At 42.2% G+C, this 23859-nt stretch carries 15 protein-coding genes; 14 read left to right on the top strand and 1 reads right to left on the bottom strand.

Going from position 1 to position 23859, the window contains the following annotated elements; genetic code table 11:
- Nucleotides 1-6: 6 nt before the first annotated feature.
- The 3 genes from DMZ48_RS17685 to DMZ48_RS17675 are packed head-to-tail and all read left to right on the top strand — an operon-like array spanning nucleotide 7 to nucleotide 3802.
- Nucleotides 7-1419, top strand: coding sequence for a RagB/SusD family nutrient uptake outer membrane protein (locus DMZ48_RS17685; RefSeq protein WP_143956502.1), 1413 nt, complete (start codon nucleotides 7-9; stop codon nucleotides 1417-1419).
- Entirely contained in the window at nucleotides 1419-2456 is a 1038-nt protein-coding gene (locus DMZ48_RS17680; RefSeq protein WP_143956501.1) for a dipeptide epimerase, read from the top strand. Before DMZ48_RS17685 ends, DMZ48_RS17680 begins: the two co-directional genes overlap by 1 nt.
- Nucleotides 2457-2458: 2 nt before the next feature.
- Nucleotides 2459-3802 carry a serine hydrolase domain-containing protein gene (locus DMZ48_RS17675; RefSeq protein ID WP_143956500.1) on the top strand — a complete coding sequence of 448 codons (1344 nt, stop codon included), beginning with the start codon at nucleotides 2459-2461 and terminating at the stop codon, nucleotides 3800-3802.
- Between the two features lie 29 nt (nucleotides 3803-3831).
- On the opposite strand, the gene DMZ48_RS17670 is transcribed toward DMZ48_RS17675, so the two are convergent.
- Nucleotides 3832-5229 (bottom strand): acyltransferase family protein, encoded by a 1398-nt coding sequence (locus DMZ48_RS17670; protein ID WP_338420317.1) that lies wholly within the window; start codon nucleotides 5227-5229, stop codon nucleotides 3832-3834.
- Between the two features lie 144 nt (nucleotides 5230-5373).
- On the opposite strand from DMZ48_RS17670, the gene DMZ48_RS17665 reads away from it, so the two are divergent.
- The 11 genes from DMZ48_RS17665 to DMZ48_RS17615 all read left to right on the top strand — a co-directional run bounded on the left by DMZ48_RS17665 (nucleotide 5374) and on the right by DMZ48_RS17615 (nucleotide 23798).
- Entirely contained in the window at nucleotides 5374-7137 is a 1764-nt protein-coding gene (locus tag DMZ48_RS17665) for a carbohydrate-binding domain-containing protein (protein ID WP_143956499.1), read from the top strand.
- Nucleotides 7138-7239: 102 nt separating this feature from the next.
- Complete coding sequence (locus DMZ48_RS17660) at nucleotides 7240-8346, top strand: sensor histidine kinase (RefSeq protein WP_143956498.1); 1107 nt, start codon at nucleotides 7240-7242, stop codon at nucleotides 8344-8346.
- Nucleotides 8343-9068 (top strand): LytR/AlgR family response regulator transcription factor, encoded by a 726-nt coding sequence (locus DMZ48_RS17655; RefSeq protein ID WP_242009249.1) that lies wholly within the window; start codon nucleotides 8343-8345, stop codon nucleotides 9066-9068. The genes DMZ48_RS17660 and DMZ48_RS17655 overlap by 4 nt, the downstream gene beginning before the upstream one ends.
- Before the next feature lie 117 nt (nucleotides 9069-9185).
- On the top strand, nucleotides 9186-9920 hold the full coding sequence (locus DMZ48_RS17650; protein WP_199288022.1) for a sulfite exporter TauE/SafE family protein: 735 nt from the start codon (nucleotides 9186-9188) through the stop codon (nucleotides 9918-9920).
- Nucleotides 9921-10379: 459 nt separating this feature from the next.
- A complete protein-coding gene (locus DMZ48_RS17645; RefSeq protein WP_143956497.1) occupies nucleotides 10380-13544 on the top strand; it encodes a SusC/RagA family TonB-linked outer membrane protein in 3165 nt (1054 codons plus the stop codon).
- Between the two features lie 65 nt (nucleotides 13545-13609).
- Nucleotides 13610-15403, top strand: a complete 1794-nt coding sequence (locus DMZ48_RS17640) for a RagB/SusD family nutrient uptake outer membrane protein (RefSeq protein ID WP_143956496.1) — start codon at nucleotides 13610-13612, stop codon at nucleotides 15401-15403.
- 80 nt (nucleotides 15404-15483) lie between these two features.
- Nucleotides 15484-16155, top strand: a complete 672-nt coding sequence (locus DMZ48_RS17635; RefSeq protein WP_143956495.1) for a basic secretory protein-like protein — start codon at nucleotides 15484-15486, stop codon at nucleotides 16153-16155.
- Nucleotides 16156-16230: 75 nt separating this feature from the next.
- The gene (locus tag DMZ48_RS17630) at nucleotides 16231-18042 is read left to right on the top strand and encodes a discoidin domain-containing protein (RefSeq protein ID WP_162558755.1); all 1812 of its coding nucleotides are present in this window, start codon (nucleotides 16231-16233) and stop codon (nucleotides 18040-18042) included.
- Between the two features lie 287 nt (nucleotides 18043-18329).
- Entirely contained in the window at nucleotides 18330-19388 is a 1059-nt protein-coding gene (locus tag DMZ48_RS17625; protein WP_143956493.1) for an efflux RND transporter periplasmic adaptor subunit, read from the top strand.
- Nucleotides 19389-19412: 24 nt separating this feature from the next.
- A complete protein-coding gene (locus tag DMZ48_RS17620) occupies nucleotides 19413-22484 on the top strand; it encodes an efflux RND transporter permease subunit (protein ID WP_143956492.1) in 3072 nt (1023 codons plus the stop codon).
- A gap of 6 nt (nucleotides 22485-22490) precedes the next feature.
- Nucleotides 22491-23798, top strand: a complete 1308-nt coding sequence (locus DMZ48_RS17615; RefSeq protein WP_143956491.1) for a TolC family protein — start codon at nucleotides 22491-22493, stop codon at nucleotides 23796-23798.
- The last annotated feature ends 61 nt before the right edge of the window (nucleotides 23799-23859 follow it).

Below are 23859 nucleotides of genomic sequence, written 5' to 3'. Positions count from 1 at the left end.
AACATCATGATTAGAAATATAAGAATACCATTCATAAGTTTTATAACTTTACTTTGTGTTACTTCATGTAGCAACGACTTTTTGGATATTGATCCCGAGCAGAATGTAGCAGCAGAGAATGCCATTACAGATCTCAAAACGTTGCAAACTGCGATGAACGGTGTATACAGTACCCTGCAAAATAATGACTATTATGGAAGAAGTATGTATGTGATCCCTGAACTGATGGCAGATAACCTTTATCTGAGTTCGAGGAACACCGGAAGATATCTCGATTATAATAATTTTGTGGTCAGTGATGAAGATGCCTATGCAGAAGGTACCTGGAATGCATTGTATGTGGTCGTCGCTAATGCTAACCGGGCGATCGCAGGGGGAGAGTCGCTTACAGCGATATCGGACACACAACAAAATCAGATCGATCAACTTGTGGGAGAAGCCTACGCTATTCGTGCACTGGCTCATTTCGATCTGGTGAGATTGTTTGCTCAACCTTTTAATTATACAGATGATGCAAGCCATCCGGGAATCCCGGTTATAAGTACGGTGAATGAGGATGAGATCCGTCCGGCACGAAATTCCGTAGCGGAAGTTTATCAACAGATCGTAGGTGATCTTCAACTCGCGATATCCTATATGAGTACAAATACGGCTGATGGCAGATTTTCAATGAGTGCTGCAAAGGCTCTTGCAGCCAGAGTTGCCTTGTATAAGGAGGATTATGCGATGGCGATTTCATATGCAACTGAAGTGATCGATGGCGGAAATTTTGATCTGATAGGGTATGAAGATTATGCTGCGATCTGGGCTTCGGAATACAATGAAGAATCCATCTTTGAAATAGTAAATACAATAGCGGACAATGCAGGTACCAACGGACTCGGACATTATTTTGACCCGGATGGTTATGCCGATGCTTTGGCGACAACAGACCTTTTTGATAGCTATGCATCGGGAGATATCAGATTGAGTACGCTGGTTCCGGGATCTAAAACCGGAGCTGAAGAAGAAGCATTGTTCGTGGGTAAATTTCCACAAGGAACCTCTCATGATGATAATGTACGCATACTCAGACTTGCCGAGCAATATCTCATTAGAGCGGAAGCCTATGCGAAGACAGATCAGGAACAGGAAGCCCGAGCCGATGTTAATACGATTATCCAAAGAGCTTTGCCGGGAACTGCTGAGGTAACAGAAACCGGGGAAGCACTTCTTATTAGAATTTTGGATGAAAGACGAAAAGAGTTTGCCTTCGAGGGGCAGCGCCTATTCGATCTCAATCGGAATAAAATGGATGTAGAAATCGTCCAGGGCGAAAATGTAATCCATGCAATATATCCGAATGAAAAATTCATACTTCCTATACCTTTAAGCGAAATGAACGCCAACCCAAATATGGAACAAAACCCAGGATATTAATGTTTAAATTATCTTATAGTCCGTACACCTTACAGAATAAATACGTATTCCGAATCGCGGGAAATGCCCGCTCCAGTACTCCATTGATGCTGGTAAGAATCTCATTTGATAACATCTGTGGTTATGGGGAGGCATCAATGCCTCCCCGCTACGGAGAATCTCATCAAACCGCAGCTGAATTTCTCAGCAAGGTTGATCTTTCCCGATTTAAGGATCCGTTTGACCTGGAATCAATCCTTGGCTATGTCGATAGTATTTCACCGGGAAATCCTGCAGTAAAGGCTGCCATCGATATTGCCTTGCATGATCTTATCGGAAAAATGACGGGATTACCTGTTCGTTCGTATTTCGGGTTGTCCGCTGTACCTATGAAGACTTGTAAGACCATTGGTATTGATACTCCTGACATGATCGCAAAAAAGGTTCAGGAAGCTGCAGAATTTCCCTTTTTGAAAATAAAACTGGGAGATGATAATGATGAGGAAATCATCAGAGTGGTTCGTGAAAATTCAGATCAGCCCCTTTATATCGATGCAAATCAGGGTTGGAAGACCGGTGAAATCGCATTGGAGAAAATCGAGTGGCTGAAAGAGGAAAATGTTGAATTTATTGAACAACCGCTTCCTGCGGAACAGTTGGATGATCTGTCCTGGCTCGTGGCTCGTTCTCCATTACCCATTGTAGGAGACGAAGGAATACAGCGATTTTCTGATGTGAGAACTGCGTCGGAATTCTATCATGGTATCAACATCAAACTGATGAAATCTACCGGTCTCAGAGAAGCCTATAAAATGGCACAAACCGCAAAAATGATGGGACTCAAAGTTATGTTTGGGTGTATGGCAGAAACCTCTTGTGCAATAGGGGCTCTAGCGCAACTCGGACAGCTGGCGGACTGGCTGGATCTTGATGGGAACCTTGGTGTAACCAATGATCCTTTCTCCGCCCATACTGTTAAGAACGGAACTGTATACCTCAATGAACTTCCTGGAATTGGATTAAAAGAACCTGACTGGGATCAAATTACCAAAATCTGAAAATGAATAAATCCTACAAAATGATACGCTGTTTATTGCTGTTGACGGTGCTATCAGTCATTGGTTGTAAACAGCAGGTTGTAAAAGGAAAGATCGAAACCACTTTTAAGAACGATACCGTTCTGGATAGTTTCTTTAGTGTTTTACATGAAAAGAAAATGTTTAACGGTGCGGTTGCTATTAAGAAACAAGGGAAACTGATATTCAAAAAAGGATACGGTATCGCAAACTTCGAAATGGGTACACCCTTTACACCCAACACTGCAATGGAAATTGCCTCTGTTTCTAAACAGTTCACCGCAGCAGCTGTACTCAAACTTTATAGTGAAGGGAAGCTGGATATTTCACAATATGTGCGTCAATATCTCGGGGATGATTTTCCTTATAAGGAAATAAAGGTTTATCAGTTGTTGAATCATTCGTCTGGTCTTGCCGATTATGAAGACTATTTTAAAGAGCATTGGGATACCTCGAAAATTGCTGATAACCGTGATATTTTACAATATTTCATGAAAGAGCAACCCCCGTTGATCTCAAAACCAGGTTCGCGCTATCATTATTCGAACTCCGGTTATGTTTTACTTGCGGAGGTGGTGAGATCTGTCTCCGGGCAGTCCCTTGATGAGTATCTCGAAAAGGAAGTTTTCGCAATCTCAGGCATGGTGAATTCCGGATTCTATGATCGTGATACAATCTGGGAGCTTAAGAATTACGCTCCTGGATATTTTCTGGATCCTATACAATGTACTTATATCAAGCCTGAATTACTGAAAGGCAAGGAATATTATCATTTCCTAAGCGGAAGACTGGGCTCAGGAAGATTATCATCCAGTGTAGAAGATCTCATAAAATGGGATAGTATCCTATATAAGGGAGCCATCCTCAATACCGAAACTTCCAAGCTTGCGTTTACGGTTCATATGCCTGAAAATGATTTTTCTGATTATGGCTTTGGATGGCATGTTCAGGAGGATGAAGATCTGGGCAAAATTGTCTATCATACCGGAAGTTGGGCAGGAAATCATTCCTATATCAAAAGGTTTACCGATGATGAAAGTCTGATCATCATTTTGAATAATACGCATGAATCTGCAAATATGAAGGCGATCAGAACGACAATTGATGCTTATGTGTCGGGAAAAGGTTTAAGTTTTCCGGATCAGAAAGCAGTGGACCTTCTCGAAAAGGAGATCTGCCAACTTTCTCCGGAAACCGTTGAAACCTGGAAAAATGAACATAAGGATCTCGATTGGGATGAAACGGATTTGACAGCACTTAAGAAACGATATATAGAAAATAAAGAACCGGAAAAAGCGAAGATCGTTTCTAAGCTTATTTCGAAGTAAACAGAAGGTCTATAACCGCCCTTAGTGTTCTATAAGAATCGCTGTTTTAAACGCTTGCGTATTGGTTCGTCATATAGCTTAAGACACAACCACCCGATGGTAATGGCAGCGATGAGGACTCCAAGTCCTACCGGCCAGGCATCTGCTAAGGTGAGTTTGTTATCATAGACATATCCAAAATACCAATAAATAAGGGGATAATGGGTGATATATAATGGATAGGAAAGTCCGCCAAGAACTTTTGCGAACTTTACGGAGCGCTCGCTTTTGATACTTCCGCTGGCACCGATATATACGATCAATGGAAATAGAAGTATCACACTGAGGGAATCATAAATTCCGTTCTGCCATAGATTTTCTTCTCCTCCAATACGAGGGAAAGCAAGAATGGCCAGTAACAGCATGCTACTGATCAGGTATCCCTGTTTCATTTTACCAGGCTTTATCAGTCGGAACACTAAAAGTCCGGCAAGAAAAGGATAGCTCAATCGAGTCAAACCGATAAGGAATTGTTCCGGGGCAAGAGACCATCCTCCGATGAGGTCACCTCTCGGACCGAAAACGGCAACATGGATCAGTGCTGCTCCGGCGACGAACAAAAGTACTGCCAGGATCTTATTCGAAAGTTTCCTCAGAATTAAAGCATACAGAATATTTGCAAGATATTCAAAAAAGAGTGTCCATGCCGGACCATTCAACGGATGCATCTCTCCCCAGCCACGTATATCGAGGGATGGAGGGATTGGCAACAAGGTGAATCCGACGAACATCGTTAGCAGAAGCTGCCAAACGGGAACCTCACTGATACCTGGAAAAACAACGGATGCCTGTGTATAATAGAATATGGCTCCGATGATCATAGCGATGACGACCATGGGGTGCAGACGAATCAAACGACGCTTGAAAAAATCCTTATAACTCATTTTGCCCCAGCGATCATCATAGGCATAACCGATAACGAATCCTGAAAGCACAAAAAAGAAATCAACCGCGAGATAACCATGGTTGACGATCTGTTCATTATGATTTTTAGCATGGGCTTCCAATATGTGAAAGATCACTACGGTGATTGCTGCCAATCCCCGAAGTGCGTCAAGGATTTGAAAATGGGGTTTGGTCGATAGGGTTTTCTCTGTCATTGATAATGGAATAGTAAAGGGGTTTAAAAATAGGGAAAAATTTGTTGGGTTTCTTTTAAAACTTTTGGTCTGCTGCACACCGGAAGTGACGATCCTGCCTTCGGCCTTCTGCGAAGTTGGAGTGACTCCCGATAACCTTCGGGACTCCTGTCCTCGGCGGCGTCGAGTGTCGTCGCGATCATAGTGCTGGCGCACGATGCTGCTGGAGTGACCTGTGGTGAAAGTGATCTTCGCAGGCTCAGGGTTTTTTGGGTCTTCCCGGCAACAGGTTTTCTCTCGCGGGCTCATTTTTTGTATGGATAAAAACATTGGTCGGCTTTTCTACCGGGATGGTATATAAATAACTCCTGTTGGTATATTTAATTTCTTCTCATGAACGGATCACTATAATTTTAGCCAAATGATTCTGAGAATCGGTAAATAAAATGAAATATGAGATCTAAAATCTTTTTTATCTGTTTAAGTACTGTTTTATCATTCTATTTTATCGGATGTAGCAGTGATTCTTCAGGGGTTGAAGAGGATGCTGAAGGAATTGATGGGACAGCCAGAATCATTTCTGCAACCACTTTTAATGAGGCGGCTTCCAGTGAAGATATCAGTTACGAGTATACAGAAGGTGGGGATACTCATGAAGAAAACAATGATTATGTGATCGATGAATCAGCGATCATCGAGATTACACTCAATGGGAATTCCATAAGCGCCTCCGATGCTTCTGTGACTATTAGCGGAACTAAAGCTGTAATTACCGCTGCCGGAACCTACAGAATTACAGGTACGCTGGAAGATGGACAAATCCTGGTAGATGCGGATGCTGAGGATACGATCAAAATTCTTTTTAATGGAATCGATATTTCCAATGCTACGAATTCACCCTTTGCGATCATGAGTGCGGCTAAAACGGTAATTCAGGTAGTTGAAGGTACCGAAAATCGACTGACAGATGCTGGAACTTATATTTTTGAAGATGATGATGACGAACCGGATGCAGCGCTTTTCAGTAAAGATGATCTGACGATCTTCGGTGGAGGAGAGCTGATCGTTACCGGAAATTATAATGAAGGGATAAAGAGTAAAGATGGTTTGATTTTAAAGGAAACAACTATTACAGTTTCTTCGGTAGATGACGGGATTCAGGGAAAAGATTACCTCATAGTGTATTCAGGGAATGTAACTGTGGATTCAGCCGGAGATGGATTGAAATCAAATAATGATGAAGATGCAGATCTGGGATATATACAGATCGATGAAGGAACATTCATTATCACTGCTGAAGCGGATGCTATTCAGGCAGAAACGGCGGTTATGATCAATGGGGGTGATCTTACGCTCACCTCCGGAGGAGGGAGTACTTCGGTGATCAGCGATGATGATTCCGCGAATGGAGTCAAGGCCGGATCAACCATTATCATCAACAATGATGCGGTAGTTACGGTGAATGCTGCCGACGATGCGGTACATTCAAATGCTTCCATTGCAATAAATGGCGGTACCTTCATCCTGGCATCCGGAGATGATGCGATTCATGCTGATGGTATTCTGGATATTTTCAACGGAGATATCACAATTACAGAATCTGTAGAAGGAATTGAAGGTGCATATATAACGATTTCAGGAGGTAAGATTGTTCTTAATTCGAGTGATGACGGAATCAATGGTGCAGGAGATGAGACTGGTTCGGTTTATACCCTCGATATTACTGGCGGAAATATCTATGTAAATGCATCCGGTGACGGAATTGATGTAAATGGTTCCATTACCATGTCAGGAGGAGCTGTCATTGTTGATGGTCCGGTGAATCGCAATAATGGGGCTTTGGACTATGATCGGTCATTTACGTTAACAGGAGGATACCTGCTGGCGGTGGGCAGTTCAGGTATGATGCAAACCCCTGGTAATGATTCAACGCAGCCTGTTTTAGCAGTAAGGTTTGATCAGAATATCGATGCCGGAACTATCCTGCATCTGGAATCGACAGAAGGAACCGATATATTTACCTATGCACCGGCAAAGACCATTCAATCCATCGTTTTTTCATCGCCTGACTTTACAACAGGTGACGCTTACAATTTGATTTTGGGGGGTAGCGGAGACGGTACCATAGAAAATGGATTATATCTGGATGGAAACTATACCCCGGGTACCTTATATCACACTTTTACAACAAGTAGCAATCTTACCAGTATATACTAAACCTAACTACTTTTTCATAGTCAGTCGCAAACCTGTTATGCTTCGTCAGGCAGGTTTGCTTTTTAAATTAATTTTTCTACAACTTTTAATGATCTTTGTGCTATGATCAGAAAATTTACCATCAGGAAGAAAATCTTCATTCATCTCTGGATTTGGATCGCAGTAATCACGATGTTCCTTCTTCAGAGCTATTTCGACAGGGGAGTCTTCCCGGTAAGACTTATCACAGTACTAACGCTTGCTATAGGTATATTTTACCTGAATTATGCCGTATTGGTGCCTAAATTTTTATTACAGAAGAAGGCAGGCAAATATTTTCTGGCCGTTTTATTGGTGATAACTGCAGCTATTTTAGTGGATAAACTGACGCCTTTCAATGATATGCCGCACAGATTTCGACAGGAAATGTCGGAAAACTTTTCACAGGATGCTATTCCACCTGATGCGGTTCCACCGAATATGAGGGAGATGATGCCACGATTTGAAGAACCCGGCGGTCCTAAAAAATTCATCGGTTTTGATATCATGTTTCCCTTATTCTTTAACCTGGTTTTCATAGTAATCGGAACCTCGGTGAGAATATATGAAGAGTGGAACAGAAACGAATTGAAGAAACAGGAGATCGAGAATAAGAACAAAACAGCGGAACTACATTATTTAAAGCATCAGTTAAATCCTCATTTTCTGTTCAATTCCCTGAATAGCATCTATTCATTGACATCAAAACGATCTCCGGACGCACCGGAGGCCGTCATCACACTTTCTGAGTTGATGCGGTATATGCTGGATAAGAACGATAATGATTATGTTCTCCTGAAAGATGAGCTGGAATATATAAGAAATTACATGAAGTTACAGCGGTTACGTATCGCTAACAATGCAAATGTAACTATCAATATTCACGGGAATGTGCTGAGACAGCGAATACGACCGCTGTTATTGATCTCTTTTATTGAGAATGCTTTTAAATATGGAACCGATTTTATGGGGAATACAGAAATCAAGATCGTGATCAATATCGAAGAGGACGTACTTTATTTCAAATGTGTCAATATTATCGGGAATAGCAGTAAGAACCAGGAACGATGGGGGATCGGACTGGTGAATACCCGGGAGAGACTCGAATTGTTGTATCCGGAAAAACATGAACTGACTGTCATGGAAGAAAATGGTAAATTTATAGTGGATCTAACCTTAACTCTTGTATGATGCGTTGTGTTATAATCGATGATGAACCACTGGCAGTAGATGTTATTGAATCCTATCTTCAGCATATGGATGATATGGAGATCGTCGCGAAGTGCCATAATCCTATTGAGGCTATTTCAATTCTGAAAAAAAATAAGGTGGATCTGGTGTTTCTGGATATTGAAATGCCTAATCTCACAGGAATAGATCTCGTGAATATCGTTGAACATATTCCACAGTTCATTTTCACCACTGCCTATCCACAATATGCCCTGGAAGGGTTTGAACTCAACGCGACCGATTATCTCATTAAGCCAATCGCATTTCAACGATTCCTGAAAGCCGTTACCAGAGCCAGAAGTTTGCACCAGAAAGAACTTCAAAGTGAAGAGATCAGTCCTAAACCCGTAACACCCCCAAGCTTTAATCCTTTTATATTTGTACGGTCTGAATATGAGAATATAAAGATCGAAACCGCTAGCATACAATACATTCAGGGGTTAAAAGACTATATAAAGATCTTTACGGATACAGGAGATAAACCGGTGCTAACCCTTTCGAGTTTTAAGGATATCATGGAAAAACTTCCGGAGGATCAATTTCTCAGAGTACATCGCTCCTATATAATCAATATCCGAAGTATTCGTGCATTACAGAAGACAAAGATCGTGCTCTATGACGGAACAAGAATACCTGTAGGAGAAACGTTTAAAGATGAGGTTTGGGAACGCCTCGGGGTTTAATCGGAATGTTTATGAAGCATCATGCTTTTTGCTGTTTTTTATCATATTAACCTGTTCATTTGTTTAGTACCTTAGTTCTTATATTTCCGGCAATGAGTAACCCTAAAAGATGATACTTTGGATAAGATCAACTATATATTCCTGATACTGGCTTTGGTTGCAGAGGTAATCGGTACGATCGGGGGTTTTGGTTCTTCGGTGTTCTTTGTTCCTATAGGGAATTTCTATTTCGATTTTCATTCCGTGCTCGGACTTACAGCGCTATTTCATCTATCCAGTAACCTCAGTAAGATCTTTCTTTTCAGAGAAGGACTCGATAAAAGGCTGTTGCTTTACATCGGGGTGCCTTCGGTAATTTTTGTGATCCTTGGAGGTTTTTTATCCAAAGTCTTTTCAGGTAGGATCCTGGAGATCATCCTGGCGGTCTTTCTTATTGCCATGAGTCTCATCTTCCTGATCAGAAAGAATCTGGTCATAGATCCGGATAATAAAAATGCCGTTGCCGGAGGAGTACTCTCTGGTTTTTCTGCGGGTCTTCTCGGTACCGGAGGAGCGATCCGCGGACTTACCATGGCAGCTTTTAATCTGGAAAAGAGCGTGTTTATCGCCACCTCAGCCTTTATCGATTTTATGATCGATTTCACAAGGACCTTTGTTTATTTTTGGAATGGTTATATCGGGAAGTTGGAATGGACCTATCTTCCCTTTTTATTTGTGATCGGGATCGTAGGAACCTATCTGGGAAAACGCATTTTAAAGTATATACCTCAGGAACGCTTCAAGCAGATTTCACTTGCATTAATCCTGCTGATAGGATTAGTTACCCTCATAAACGTCTCTCTTAAGAATTGATTTTCAACGGTTTTTTCAACTTTCGTTTATCTGAAAATTAATCACGATTATTTTCGCTGATTTGACAGTAGGATATGTTACTGCTTTGGATTTGGAAATGATCGTAAAGCGACTCTAAAGTTTCTGCTATAATAAACGAAATTTCATAAAAAAAGTTAAGTGAATCGTTTTAGTTGACCGTTTTAGGACGTTTTTAGAGATAAAACCTTCATTTAGACTCACGATTTTCTCTAAAAATCTAAAATTCGAACCTTTTACTGTTGAATTTTATTCATCGATTTTAAATAATCATTAAATTAAATTCATGATTAGCACATATTTTTAATAATATTTCAATTTTAACTGCATTTTAAAGAAAAGTTAACCTTTACCCTTGATTTCATCATTTAAAAATTTTTACTTGCTAAATCGATTAACTAAACCGATTTAGTAAGAATAAACAATTAAACTAAATGATGTATGAAAAACAATTTACGCTTGCATAAAGTGTTACCTGAAAACTTTATTGAAATTGGTTTTTCACTGCGTTCCGGAATTGGAAGAAGTGGAATTCCCTTTTTGTTTTTGATGTTTATGCTTAGCCTCGGCAGCATAAATATCTACGCTCAAAATCAGAAAACCATTACGGGTATTGTAAAGGATAATACAGGCCTTGCGATTCCTTCTGTTTCGGTAATGGAAAAAGGAACCTCCAACGGGGTTCAAACCGATTTTGATGGGAATTATTCCATTACTGTACCTACCGATGCTGTTCTTGTCTTTTCTTATTTAGGGATGAAGACCGTTGAAGTTCAGGTTGGAGCTGATTCAGTAATTGATGTAACGCTCGAAACCGATCAGCAACAACTCGATGAAGTGGTTCTTGTGGGGTATGGTACTCAGAAGAAAATCAGTGTCGTTGGGGCACAATCCACAATTGAGCCTGCCGAACTCCAGCAACCGGTATCTAATTTAACCACAACATTGGCGGGTAGGGTAGCCGGTCTGACAGGTGTTCAGCGTTCCGGTTTACCCGGTTATGATGGTGCAGATATTTGGATTCGCGGTATCAGCAATATCAGTGGAGATAATTCTCCTTTGATTCTTGTAGACGGGGTACAGCGATCCATGAATAATATCGATCCACGTGATATTAAATCTTTTACCGTTCTAAAAGATGCATCAGCTACTGCGATCTATGGTATACGAGGAGCAAATGGGGTTATCCTGATCGAGACCAAAAGAGGGATCGTCGGAAAACCTGAAGTCTCTATCGATTACAATGAGGGGGTTACCCAATTTACTCGTATGCCGGATCTAGCCGATGGCGTATTGTATATGCAGTTGGCTAATGAAGCTTTAACAACCCGCGGACAGGTGCCTAGATATTCTCAACAGACCATCGATCGTACTGCCTCAAACTACGATCCATTACTCTATCCGAATGTTGATTGGTTTGATACTGTTTTCAATGATTTTGGAAGAAATCGTTCTGCTTCGGCGAACGTGAGTGGTGGCGCTGAGAAGGCTACTTACTATGTTTCTCTGTCTTATTATGATGAGACCGGATTATTTGTAACCGATGGCTTGGAAAACTATGAATCGGATACAAAATATAAACGCTACAATTTTACCTCGAATCTTTCGCTGGATATTACCGAAACCACCCATATGCATCTTGGAGTGCAAGGATATGTATCGGAAGGAAATTATCCATCAGAGTCGGTTGATAACATCTTTTCTCAGGCCATGCTCGTTCCTCCGGTGGAATACCCGGTACTATATCCGGGAGGATATGTTCCCGGGATCAGTTCGAACGGAGACCTGCGAAATCCTTATGCAGATGTAGCCATGCGAGGGTATAGAAATGAAAATAAGAATCAGGTATATTCAAACCTGAGATTGACTCAGGATCTGGATTTCTTTACAGAAGGCCTGAGTCTTACCGCTATGTTCGCCTTCGATGCCTATAACGAACATTTCATCACAAGAAGTAAAAGGGAAAGTACCTATTTTGTAAATCAGGATTATCCATATACGGAAGATGGGGAGATCATTCTGAACGAAACCTTTGCAGGATCCAATTATTTAGGATTTGATCCGGATAATGGGGGAAATCGCCGTTTTTACCTGGAAACCAGCCTAAACTACGATCGCAGCTTCGGAGATCATACCGTAACAGGATTACTTTTATTTAACCGATCGGATTTTATCGATGCCTTTGCAGAAGATTTTACAGGATCGATTCCCTACAGAAACCAGGGGTTTGCGGGAAGGGTGACCTATTCCTATGACAATAGATACTTCGCTGAGGTCAATGCCGGATACAACGGTTCCGAAAATTTCAGTCCGGATAACCGATACGGTTTCTTTCCTTCCTGGGCTGTTGGTTGGGTAGTATCCAATGAATCCTTTTTTGAACCTTTGTCTAATGTGGTTGACTATCTGAAAATACGATATTCAGATGGTCTGGTAGGATCCGCTTCCGGTGCCGGCCGTTTTGCCTACCTGAGCCGTGTGGAAGACGGACAGGATGGTTACAATTTCGGAGAGAATGTTTATGGTGTGGGTGGTATTGCAGAGACCTATGAAGGTGTTGATGTTACCTGGGCAGAATCGAGAAAACAGGATCTTGGACTCGAACTGAATATGTTTGATAACAGTTTCAGACTGATCTTCGATCTGTTCAAGGAACGTACGGAAGGGGCATTCCTTCAGCGTTCTGATGTACCGGCGTATATCGGACTGGTAAGTGATCCTTTTGGAAATCTCGGGGTAACCGAGAACAAAGGTTTCGATGGCACTTTAGAATACAACAAATATTTTAATGAGGATTTCAGTCTTAAATTCCGAGGAACCTTCTCTTATAATAAGAATAAGGTTATTGAGAATGGTGTACCTGAACAACCCTATGAATGGTTGAACAGACAAGGCAGTGGTTTACTGGCTAGATGGGGATATGTTGCCGAAAGATTGTACACCCTCGAAGATGATACTGATGGCGATGGCTTTATCACCCCTTCAGACGGAGATGGAATTCCTGAGCAGTTCGGACAGATCATGCCCGGAGATATTAAATACACCGACCTCAATGGAGATGGCCGTATAGATGCTTATGATCAAAGACAGATCGGAGATGGCGATGTTCCTTATTTCACGTATGGATTAGGAATCAGTGCTCAGCTTAAAGGGTTTGATGTAAGTCTTTTCTTTCAGGGACAAAGCGCTGCAGATATCATGATGAGCGGTATCGGTATTCAGCCTTTTATCGGTGACGGGGGTAGAGGAAATCTATATACTGTAGCTCAGGATCGATGGACACCTGAAAATAATGACCCTTATGCAATGTATCCAAGATTATCCTATGGATCATCAGGGATCGGCCAGACCAACAATACTCAACAAAGTACCTGGTGGTTGCGCGATATCAATTTCCTGAGATTAAAAACCGCGGAGATCGGATATACACTACCGGAATCGGTAACTCAAAAGATGAGACTGGATAATGTAAGATTTTACCTGAGAGGAACCAACCTCTTTACCATCAGTGATTTCGATCTGTGGGATCCTGAACTGTTGACGAGTAACGGGGGACAGTATCCGAATATTTCTGTTGGATCCCTGGGTGTAAGCTTCAGATTTTAATGATGAACCGTCTCACTAATAAATCACTTGAGATTATGAAAGTAGAAAAGTTTAAATCAATAACTATGAAATATATAGCAGTGCTGCTGTTGTCAGTACTATTATTTTCCTGTGAGGATGATTTTCTGGATCAGGTTCCTGATGATCGTCTGACCTTTGACCAAACATTCTCTCAACGAAATACCGTTGAGCAGTACCTGGCAAATATCTATTCAAGAGTTCCGGATGAACATGCCCAGCGATATGTCGATTATTTCAATGCAGGTCCATGGACCGGAGTATCTGATGAGGCAGATTACACCTGGTCCAGTGTTTGGTCGAACTCGATGAATATCGGTGACTGGAATCCTACTTCAGGAAGTGTGAATAATATATGGTCCAGCTTTTACAGAGGAATTCGTTCTGCCTCAACTTTTATTCAAAATGTGGAGAATTGTCAGAACTGTACCGATGAAAAATTGAAACAGTATAAGGCCGAAGCACGTGCTTTGAGGGCATTTTTCTATTACAATCTAATGCGTAGCTGGGGTCCGGTAATCCTGTTGGGTGACGAACCGATCTCCCCGGATGCCGACCTTAGTGAACTCAACCGAAGCACCATGGATCAATGTGTGGCTTATGTAGTTTCCGAACTCGATACAGCAGCTGATGAACTGACGGATTTTCCTTATGATGGTCAGAATGCGGGTAAAATGAGCAGACCCTTTGCTTTGGCACTCAAAGTTAAAGTACTTATGTTAAATGCCTCACCGTTATTCAACGGTAACAGTGACCTTGCCGAATTGGTCAACGCAGATGGCACATCGCTAATCAGTCAATCGGTCGATGTTTCCAAATGGCAGGCTGCTGCTGATGCTGCTAAAGATTTTTTGGATGAATTCGTACCGGGAACTTTTTCATTATACCGTGAAAATGATAGTAACGGAACGTTTAGTCCGTATCTGTCTACCCGAAATGTTATGATTACTGACTGGAATGAGGAGATCATCTTTGCGCGTCCCAGAGGACAAAGCTACTTCTTTTATGATGTCACTCCATTTCATGCACAATACTCGAGTGAAGTAAAAGGAGGGGGGGCTCTAAGCGCCACTCAGGAGATGGTGGATGCTTATTTTATGGCAAACGGCCGATCTATTGACGATCCTGAATCCGGCTATAATACTGATGGCTTCTCCGATTTTCAGGCTCCTTATGATATACAGGAAAGAGAAACCTATAACCAATGGGTGAACCGCGAACCGAGATTCTATGTGGGGATCACCTATAATAACAGTTTATGGCTAAACAGAAACTATGGTAATGTGGTGACAGAAACCTGGTATGGAGGGAATTCCGGAAGAGCAGTAGGGGGTAACGATTATTCCAATACCGGATACGTGGTTAGAAAAAATGCCACTACGGATGTATGGTGGAATACCGGTTATGCAATTCCCATGCTCAGACTGGCGGAGATCTATCTTGATTATGCCGAAGCTTTGAATGAAGCAGCACCGGGAAATACTGAAATTCTGGAATACCTTAACAGCATCCGTGAGCGTGCCGGAATCCCGGGTTACGGAGATACCGGGCTTCCGGTACCGGCATCTCAATCGGCCATGCGGGAGGCCATTCATAAAGAACGCCGCGTTGAACTGGCCTTTGAAAATGTACGATACTTTGATGTTAGGCGGTGGAAACTTGCAGAGAATGCTTTTTCCGGTGCGATGCATGGTCTGGATATCAATGCACCCTCAGAAAGCAATTTCTACAATGTGGTAAGTTTTGAGAACAGAGTATTCAATCCCAGACATTATTTATGGCCGATTCCTCAGGACGAGATCAATAGTAATCCGATGTTGATCCAGAATCCCGGGTGGTAAAAAAGCCAAATTGAGTTAGCGCGTTTATATAGGTTCCTTCCAAATTAAATTGGAAGGAACTTCACTTAAAAGTTTTAAAAATGAAATTATCTAAAATCAGTCTTATATTATTTACCGTTGTTCTTTTTAATAAAGTGACAGCACAACATGAAAGCACTTATACCAAAGGAAACCTCAGTATTTCCTTCATCAATGAAGATCCGGATCTGAAAACGGGAACAGAAGATAAATTCATAAATACCGTATTCAAGGTGTATCCCAAATTGCTCAAAAAGTTCAACTCAAGTGCCTTAAAGGATATTACCATAAAGATCGATACCGCCTATACGGGCGTTGCCTATTGTTCCGGTGGATCCATAACGGTTAGCGCCGCGTGGTTAAAGAAGAAGCCAACCGATATCGACCTGATCACCCATGAGGTAATGCATATCATTCAGGCTTATCCTAATGAGGGTGGACCAGTCTGGCTTTCAGAGGGGGTTGCCGATTACGTAAGATATAAGTTCGGAGTCGATAACGAAGAAGCCGGATGGTCATTGCCCGATTTTAATGCCAGTCAGCATTATACTAACAGTTATCGTGTTACTGCGCGATTCCTGGTTTGGGTAAGTGATCATTATAATAAAAAGCTGGTCTATATTCTGGATGATCAGATGCGGACCAAAACATACACTGAAAATTCATGGAATGATTTAACCGGGAAGAGTGTGGATGAGCTTTGGCAGGAATACAGCAGTAATCCAAAAATATAAGGGCGAAACCTACTATCGTATACAGCCATTATAAATTAAACTAACCAACATTTAAGATTCACTTTTATGAAAAATATGAAAATTTACAGCTATATCCTGTGTGCTTTGATGTTTGCCACATGGACCGCTTGTGAGACAGATGAGGGTATGTATATCGACGGTCTTCCAGAGGCAGTGATCAATACCGATCCGGCAGATGCCCCACCAAGAGGCTTAACGGAATCCTGGTTTGAACATACCGATTCTCTTAACCGACAATATTATGAATCTAATATTGCGGTATATTATGATGCAGAAGTTGACCGATCGATAGAGTGGCCATTCACATTTTCTGAAAATGTATGGAATTCAGCATTGGATACTTATGGGAGTATAGGTAATGATATTCTCTATGCCATTTATCATGGCGAATCCGTTACCGGGTTGAACTATCTGACCTATTTTTCTTCCGTGGTTGACGGAAGTCTGATCGATCTTCCGGTCTCCGGGGTTGAAATGACCGAAGAGGAAATGACGGCGATCATATCACAGATTGGATATCTTATCGAGTTTTCTTCAAACGGACTCGAGGGTTCGCCCGCCAGTGTTATTTGGGAAACCGAATTCAATAAGATCTTTGTCTTTAGTATCTATGAGGGATTGGAAATGGAAGCTGAAGCTGAAATCGTCAAATCTTCCTATGCCGGAACCACGCTGAATGGGGTAAGTTGGTTCAGTGAGTGGTATTTGCCTCTTTATGAAACCTATGGAGGCAAGGCCATGTTGGCCAATTTCTTTAATATACTTTCGCAGAACTATGCGACTGATGGAGATAGTTATGCCAAGGATATGGATTTTGGGGAATATATTCACTTTATGAGTGGTGCAACCGGAGCGGATCTGCAACCTATGGCTGAAGAGGTATTCGGTTGGACGGATGCCGATCAGGCACAATTGTTACAGGCTCGTGTAACCTATCCTAACCTGGCCTATCCATTTGATCCGGTATCACAGATCCGTGATCTTTCAGAGACTGCAACGATTACCGTTAGTAAGGACAATGATGGCGGACCTACAGCGAATGAAGGATCTCTAAAACTAATAGATAATGATCCGAACTCAAAATTCCTGACTGGAAATTATCCCAATGTAGCATCAGATTTCTGGCTACAACAGGAATTGGAAGTTGCTGAAGCAGTGAACAAATATACGCTGATCTCCGGAAATGATGCACCGGCAAGAGACCCCAGATCCTGGAGACTTCAAGGTTCGAATGATGCCCTTACCTGGGACTTATTGGATGAGCGTATTGGATTTACTTTCTCAGCGCGCAATCAAACCAAAGAATTTGATTTCGATAATACGGTTGCTTACAAATTTTACCGCTTGGAGATCTATGAGAACGGTGGAGATTATAACTTCCAGTTAAGCGAATGGCGTTTATATATTCTGGAAACTCTGACCGCGCCCGAACCTGTCGATTATACACTCAATGCCACGATCTCCGTCAGCGCCGATAATACCGGCGGACAGAATGCAGCTGAAGGGTCATCCAGTTTGATCGATAACAATACGGGTACAAAGATGTTCCTGGGTGGGTATACGTCTGATTTCTGGATGCAGCAAGACCTTGCGGAAGCAAAGATCGTCGTGAAATACACGCTCACTTCGGGTAATGATGCCGAAGGAAGGGATCCAAAGGATTGGGAACTGCTGGGATCAAACGATGGTACAACCTGGGATTCACTCGATAGTAGAGTCGATCAGGTATTTGAGAGCCGTAATCAAACCAAAGAGTTTAACGTCTCCAACACTACCGCTTATCTTTATTATCGGATGAATATCACCGCAAATAATGGAAGTGCAGATTTTCAGTTGAGTGAATGGAGACTTATTGGAATGGAATAATACATGTTCATAGTCAGTTATATTCTTTAACCCGGGAGACCTAGTCCCCGGGTTTTTTTCTTGGAGGCTTTTATGGATAACCATTAAAAATAGTTTAGAAATATGATTTGTTTTCTGTGAAAGTCGTAAACGTAATTTTGAGACTGTTAAAAATTGCTTAAAAAATCTATTGAAATTAAACCAATTTTAATTTTTTTAATCACTTTCATGCCGCAGTTCGGTAAAACGATTTTGTCTGACTGCAAACCTGCCGGATTTCAGGTCCGGAACCCTAAAACTAATAATGCATGAAAATTAAAAACTTATTCTATCTGCTCATTGTCCTGGCGGTACTTACACTGGTGGGGTATCGGATATTTAAGAATGCCTCGGAGAGTCCAAAAGCTGCTGCCGGAGGAGGAAGATCGGAGGTCCGGGTGAAAGGGATGATCCTGAAACCACAGCCGTTTGATGATAATCTTTCACTGACCGGTACACTCGAAGCCAATGAACAGGTTGAGATCAGAAGTGAGATTTCCGGAATGGTAGAAAGTATCAACTTCACCGAAGGATCAAAAGTTCAAAAAGGACAGTTACTACTTAAGATAAATGATCAGGAACTGAGAGCGCAGTATTCAAAGGTAAAAACTGCAGAGCGACTGGAATCTGAGAATGAGCGAAGAGCTAAATTATTACTGGAGAAGAATGCCATTAGCCAGGAAGAATACGACCTGGCCCAAGCGAACTATCAGTCGGCTAAAGCAGAATCTGAGCTTGTATCAGCACAATTGGCCAAGACATCGATCAGAGCGCCTTTTTCCGGAAAACTCGGATTAAGAAATATATCGGTAGGAACCTATGTTACGCCTACAACCACCATCACCAAATTGGTGAATACCCAACAATTGAAACTCACTTTTTCAATTCCTGAAAAATATGCTGCTACCATGGATCGCGAAGGTTTTGTAACCTTCAGAGCTCCAAATTCAGAAATTCAGCATAAAGCGAAGATCTATGCTATTGAGCCAGAGGTGGATATTCAGACAAGAACCCTCAAATTAAGAGCGATCGTTGATAATGATGATTCCGGAATCTATCCGGGGATGTTCGTCAATGTGGCACTACCACTTTCTACTGTGGAAGATGCTCTGATGGTTCCATCAGAGGCTCTGATTCCGATTCAGAACGGAAAGGTCATCTTTGTATACAAAGACGGTATCGCGAAAGAGGTCAAAGTTCAGACTGAAACACGTACCGATCGTATGGTGCGTGTTATTTCCGGGCTAAAACCAGGAGATACCATACTTACATACGGAGTGATGGCGTTGACAGACGGAATTCCGGTATCCGTTTCGATTGAAGAATAAATGATGATCTAAAACCAGCACTTCATGAATTTATCTACCCTCAGCATCCGACGTCCAGTATTGGCGATTGTGATGAACATCATGTTGATTCTGTTCGGGATCATCGGATTTACCTATTTAGGGGTTCGGGAATTTCCTTCCATCGACCCTGCACAGGTTTCTGTGTCGACCAGTTATGCCGGAGCAAATGCCGACATTATTGAATCGCAGATCACCGAACCACTTGAAAAGGCAATTAACTCCATTGATGGTATCCGAAACATTACTTCTACCAGTTCTCAGGGCTCAAGCCGGATCAATATTGAATTCAACCTTGACAAAAACCTGGAAGAAGCTGCCAATGATGTCCGTGATAAAGTTTCTCAGGCCGTGAGAAGTTTACCGGAAGACATCGATGCACCCCCGGTAGTATCTAAGGCAGATGCCGATGCAGAAAGGATCCTTTCGATGACGGTACAAAGTGATACCAAGAATATTCTGGAACTTACCGATTATGCGGATAACGTAATTTCTCAGCGTATTCAGACGATACCGGGCGTAAGTAGTACACAGATCTGGGGTTCCCGAAAATATGCGATGCGTTTATGGATCGATCCCGTTAAAATGGCTTCCCATGGCCTCACGGTATTAGATATCAGAAATGCTCTTCAGGCACAGAACGTTGAGCTTCCTTCAGGAAAACTTACCGGAGTTACGACTGAACTTGCGGTTAAGACCATTGGAAATCTTTCTACCGAAGAGGAGTTTAATAATATGATCATCTCTGCGGATAATGATCGTGTACTCCGTTTTAGTGATGTTGGAAAGGCCTATCTGGAAGGAGAGAACATGGAGACCAAAATGAGTGATTCGGGACAACCTATGGTAGCTGTGGCCGTTGTGCCGCAGCCGGGAACGAATTACCTGGATATTGCTGATGCATTTTATGAAGAATATGAAAAACTGCAGAAGGATCTTCCTGAAGGTTTTAAACTGAATGTCGTTATCGATGATACGGTCTTTGTTAGAAAAGCGGTGGAAGAAGTGGCTGAAACCCTGCTCATTTCCATAGTTCTCGTAATTCTTGTGATCTTTTTATTCTTCAGAGACTGGTCGATGGCGCTACGTCCACTATTAGATATTCCGGTATCTCTCATCGCCACATTTTTTATCATGTGGTTACTCGGATTCTCTATCAATGTATTGACGCTTCTCGCGATTGTACTCGCCACCGGACTTGTGGTGGATGATGGAATCGTGGTTACAGAAAATATTTATAAGAAGGTAGAAGAAGGGTTCTCTCCGATAGAGGCTGCGATCAAAGGTTCTAAAGAAATCTTTTTTGCAGTAATCTCAATTTCTGTTACCCTGGCTGCAGTATTCCTGCCGGTGATCTTTCTCGAAGGTTTCGTAGGTCGCTTGTTCCGGGAATTCGGTGTGGTTCTGGGAGCAGCGGTATTGATCTCTGCATTCGTGTCGCTGACACTTACTCCAATGCTAAATGCCTACCTTATTAAACCGGGAAAACAGAATCAGTCTAAATTCTACAAGGCTACTGAGCCTTATTTTGTAGCGATGAACAAGAACTATGCAAATGCATTGGGCAAATTCATGAAACGCAAATGGCTAAGTTTTCCGATCCTTGCGATCTGTGTGGTGTTCATCGTGGTATTCTATATCGTGTTGCCTAAGGAAACCGCTCCTTATGAAGACAGAAGTTTTGTTAGACTGAGTGTAACCGCACCGGAGGGATCCACCTATGAATACATGGATAAATACATGAATGATATCACTCAGTTGATCAATGATTCGATTCCGGAAAAAAAGGTGAGTCTTGTACTAACTTCTCCTGGGTTCGGTTCATCCACGGTGAATTCCGGTCGGGCGAACATAGCCCTGGTGGAGCCAAAAGATCGTACGCGTTCTCAGCATGAAATCACGACCCAACTCGGAATCTGGGCTAAATCATATGTGGGCGCAAAAAGCAGTGTTTCCGAGCGCCCTACGATCTCGGTTAACAGAAGGGGAGGTCCGCCGATCCAATATATCATTCAGGCTCAGAACTTCGAGAAACTGGAGGAAAAGATTCCGTTGTTCATGGCAGAAGTTGAAAAGGATCCTACGTTCGCTTTTACCGATGTGAACCTGAAGTTCGATAAGCCGGAACTCTACGTTACCATCAATCGTGAAAAGGCACAAAGTCTTGGGGTATCGGTACGTGATGTTGCTCAAACCCTTCAACTCTCTTTAAGTGGACAACGTTTCGGGTATTTTCTCATGAATGGAAAGCAGTATCAGGTGATCGGTCAATTCGATAAAAAAGACCGTAGTGCGCCTATCGACCTGACGACGATCTTTGTGAGAAATGATCAGAATCAATTGATACAGCTGGACAATCTTGTCGATGTGACTGAACACAGTAGTCCGCCACAGTTATTCCACCATAACCGATATCTGGCAGCTACCGTTTCTGCGAGTCTTGCGCCGGGTTATACCATTAGTGATGGAATCGATGCTATGGAGGCGATTAAAGCCAAGGTGCTCGATGATACCTTTACCACCGATCTGGGAGGCGAATCCAGAGATTTTGTGGAAAGTAGCTCAAACACTTCCTATGCATTTGCACTGGCATTGTTACTGATCTTTCTGATTCTGTCTGCACAGTTCGAAAGTTTCATCGATCCGCTGATCATAATTCTCACCGTACCGATGGCTGTTGCAGGAGCTTTGTTCTCCTTGTGGCTCTTCGGTGAGTCCTGGAATATTTTTAGTCAGATCGGTACCATTATGCTTATCGGTCTCGTGACTAAGAATGGTATTCTGATCGTTGAATTTGCTAACCAGTTAAGAGAAGAAGGAATGGCTAAATCAGAAGCAATCGTAAAAGCAGCCGAATCACGTTTGCGTCCGATCCTGATGACGAGTCTTACCATCGTACTGGGTGCTTTGCCTATTGCGTTATCGCTCGGAGCAGCTTCCACGAGCAGGATTGGAATGGGAGTAGTGATATGCGGAGGTACACTGTTTTCACTGGTACTTACCCTTTATGTGATTCCTGCCGTGTATGACCTCTGGTCAAGACCAAAAAGACAACTTCCCGAATTCGATGAAAATTAATGCCGTATGATCAAAAAATCACTATATATATCCTTCGTCAGTATTTTAAGTCTTTGTGCTACTTACGGACAGGATCTACTCTCTACTGAGGATGCAGTTTCCAGAGTGTTGGAAGAAAATTTTTCCATTAAACTGGCACGTAATAATGTGGAAGCAGGAGAATTGGGAGTCAGTGCGGGTTATGCCGGAATGTTACCAACGGTAAGCGCGGTCGTAACCGATAACAACCGTATCCTGAATATGGAGCAAACAAGGTCAGATGGAACTGTGAATAAACTGGATAATGCCCGTAATAATAGTCTTAACTATGGGGTTGCCATGGATTGGACCATCTTTGACGGATTTGAAATGTTTGCCCGCTATGATGAATTAGAAGCGAACAAAAATTTCAATACGGCAGAGTTGAAGGTTTCTGTACTAACCACCGTGAATGATGTATTGGTAACCTATTATAACCTGGTACAGATCCAGCAGCAATTGAGTGCGCTAGATAGTTCACTCGTCATTTCAAGACAAAGGCTGGAATTGGCTGAGAACCGATTTTCTATTGGTAAGGCTTCGAAGCTTGAGGTATTGAATGCCAAAGTCGACATCAATACCGATCAGACATTATATCTGCAGCAACAGGAATTGTATAAGAACAGTAAGATCAGGTTGAATGAACTTTTAGTACGGGAATTATCCACGGAGTTTAAAGTTGAAGATTCAATTCATGTCGACCCTGCGCTGATGCTTCCTGAGCTGAAGTCAATTGCGATGGAACAAAACCCGAACCTGGTAATGCAGCAGATCAATCAAAGAATTGCGGAATTACAATTAAAACAGATCAAGGCACAACGCTATCCGGAAGTAGCCCTGACCGGAGGCTATGATTTCAGTGAGACCGAATCCAGTCTTGGATTTACCACCAGTTCTTCCTCACGAGGATGGAACTATGGTTTCAGGGTAAGCCTGAATGTATTTGATGGTTTCAACCAGAACAGAAATGAAAAGATCGCAAGGATACAGGTAGATAATAGCAAACTCGTTTTAGCGGAACAGGAGCAAAGCCTGATGTCTCAACTCGAATCGACTTATCAGACCTATCAGACCAATCTGGGATTGATCGATCTGGAAAGGGAGAATGTAGATATAGCACGTGAAAACCTGAACATCACCATCGAGAAATTCAGAATCGGAACCATAACCACACTAGAGTTTAGAACTGCGCAATTGAATTATATCAATGCACAGCTACGATTGAATGAGGCAGTTTTCCAGGCAAAGATCTCTGAGGTGGCCTTAAAAGCATTAACCGGAGATCTCAGCATTTAATACGTTTTAGCAACGGGATTACAGGAATTAATTTTATTGGGTACATTTGAGTAAATCAATA

Source organism: Robertkochia solimangrovi (genome assembly GCF_007279655.1).
Classification (GTDB): Bacteria; Bacteroidota; Bacteroidia; order Flavobacteriales; family Flavobacteriaceae; genus Robertkochia; species Robertkochia solimangrovi.
The sequence above is the reverse complement of the archived record's forward strand: the minus strand, read 5'-3'. Positions and strand labels throughout refer to the sequence as shown.

Excerpts from the sequence above, each read along its gene's own strand:
- DMZ48_RS17660 (WP_143956498.1), top strand. The coding sequence starts at position 7,240 with ATGATCAGAAAATTTACCATCAGGAAGAAAATCTTCATTCATCTCTGG.
- DMZ48_RS17630 (WP_162558755.1), top strand. The coding sequence starts at position 16,231 with ATGAAAATTTACAGCTATATCCTGTGTGCTTTGATGTTTGCCACATGG.
- DMZ48_RS17645 (WP_143956497.1), top strand. The coding sequence starts at position 10,380 with ATGAAAAACAATTTACGCTTGCATAAAGTGTTACCTGAAAACTTTATT.
- DMZ48_RS17615 (WP_143956491.1), top strand. The coding sequence starts at position 22,491 with ATGATCAAAAAATCACTATATATATCCTTCGTCAGTATTTTAAGTCTT.
- DMZ48_RS17680 (WP_143956501.1), top strand. The coding sequence starts at position 1,419 with ATGTTTAAATTATCTTATAGTCCGTACACCTTACAGAATAAATACGTA.
- DMZ48_RS17665 (WP_143956499.1), top strand. The coding sequence starts at position 5,374 with ATGAGATCTAAAATCTTTTTTATCTGTTTAAGTACTGTTTTATCATTC.
- DMZ48_RS17675 (WP_143956500.1), top strand. The coding sequence starts at position 2,459 with ATGAATAAATCCTACAAAATGATACGCTGTTTATTGCTGTTGACGGTG.
- DMZ48_RS17635 (WP_143956495.1), top strand. The coding sequence starts at position 15,484 with ATGAAATTATCTAAAATCAGTCTTATATTATTTACCGTTGTTCTTTTT.
- DMZ48_RS17670 (WP_338420317.1), bottom strand. The coding sequence starts at position 5,229 with ATGAGCCCGCGAGAGAAAACCTGTTGCCGGGAAGACCCAAAAAACCCT.
- DMZ48_RS17640 (WP_143956496.1), top strand. The coding sequence starts at position 13,610 with ATGAAATATATAGCAGTGCTGCTGTTGTCAGTACTATTATTTTCCTGT.
- DMZ48_RS17685 (WP_143956502.1), top strand. The coding sequence starts at position 7 with ATGATTAGAAATATAAGAATACCATTCATAAGTTTTATAACTTTACTT.
- DMZ48_RS17620 (WP_143956492.1), top strand. The coding sequence starts at position 19,413 with ATGAATTTATCTACCCTCAGCATCCGACGTCCAGTATTGGCGATTGTG.
- DMZ48_RS17625 (WP_143956493.1), top strand. The coding sequence starts at position 18,330 with ATGAAAATTAAAAACTTATTCTATCTGCTCATTGTCCTGGCGGTACTT.
- DMZ48_RS17655 (WP_242009249.1), top strand. The coding sequence starts at position 8,343 with ATGATGCGTTGTGTTATAATCGATGATGAACCACTGGCAGTAGATGTT.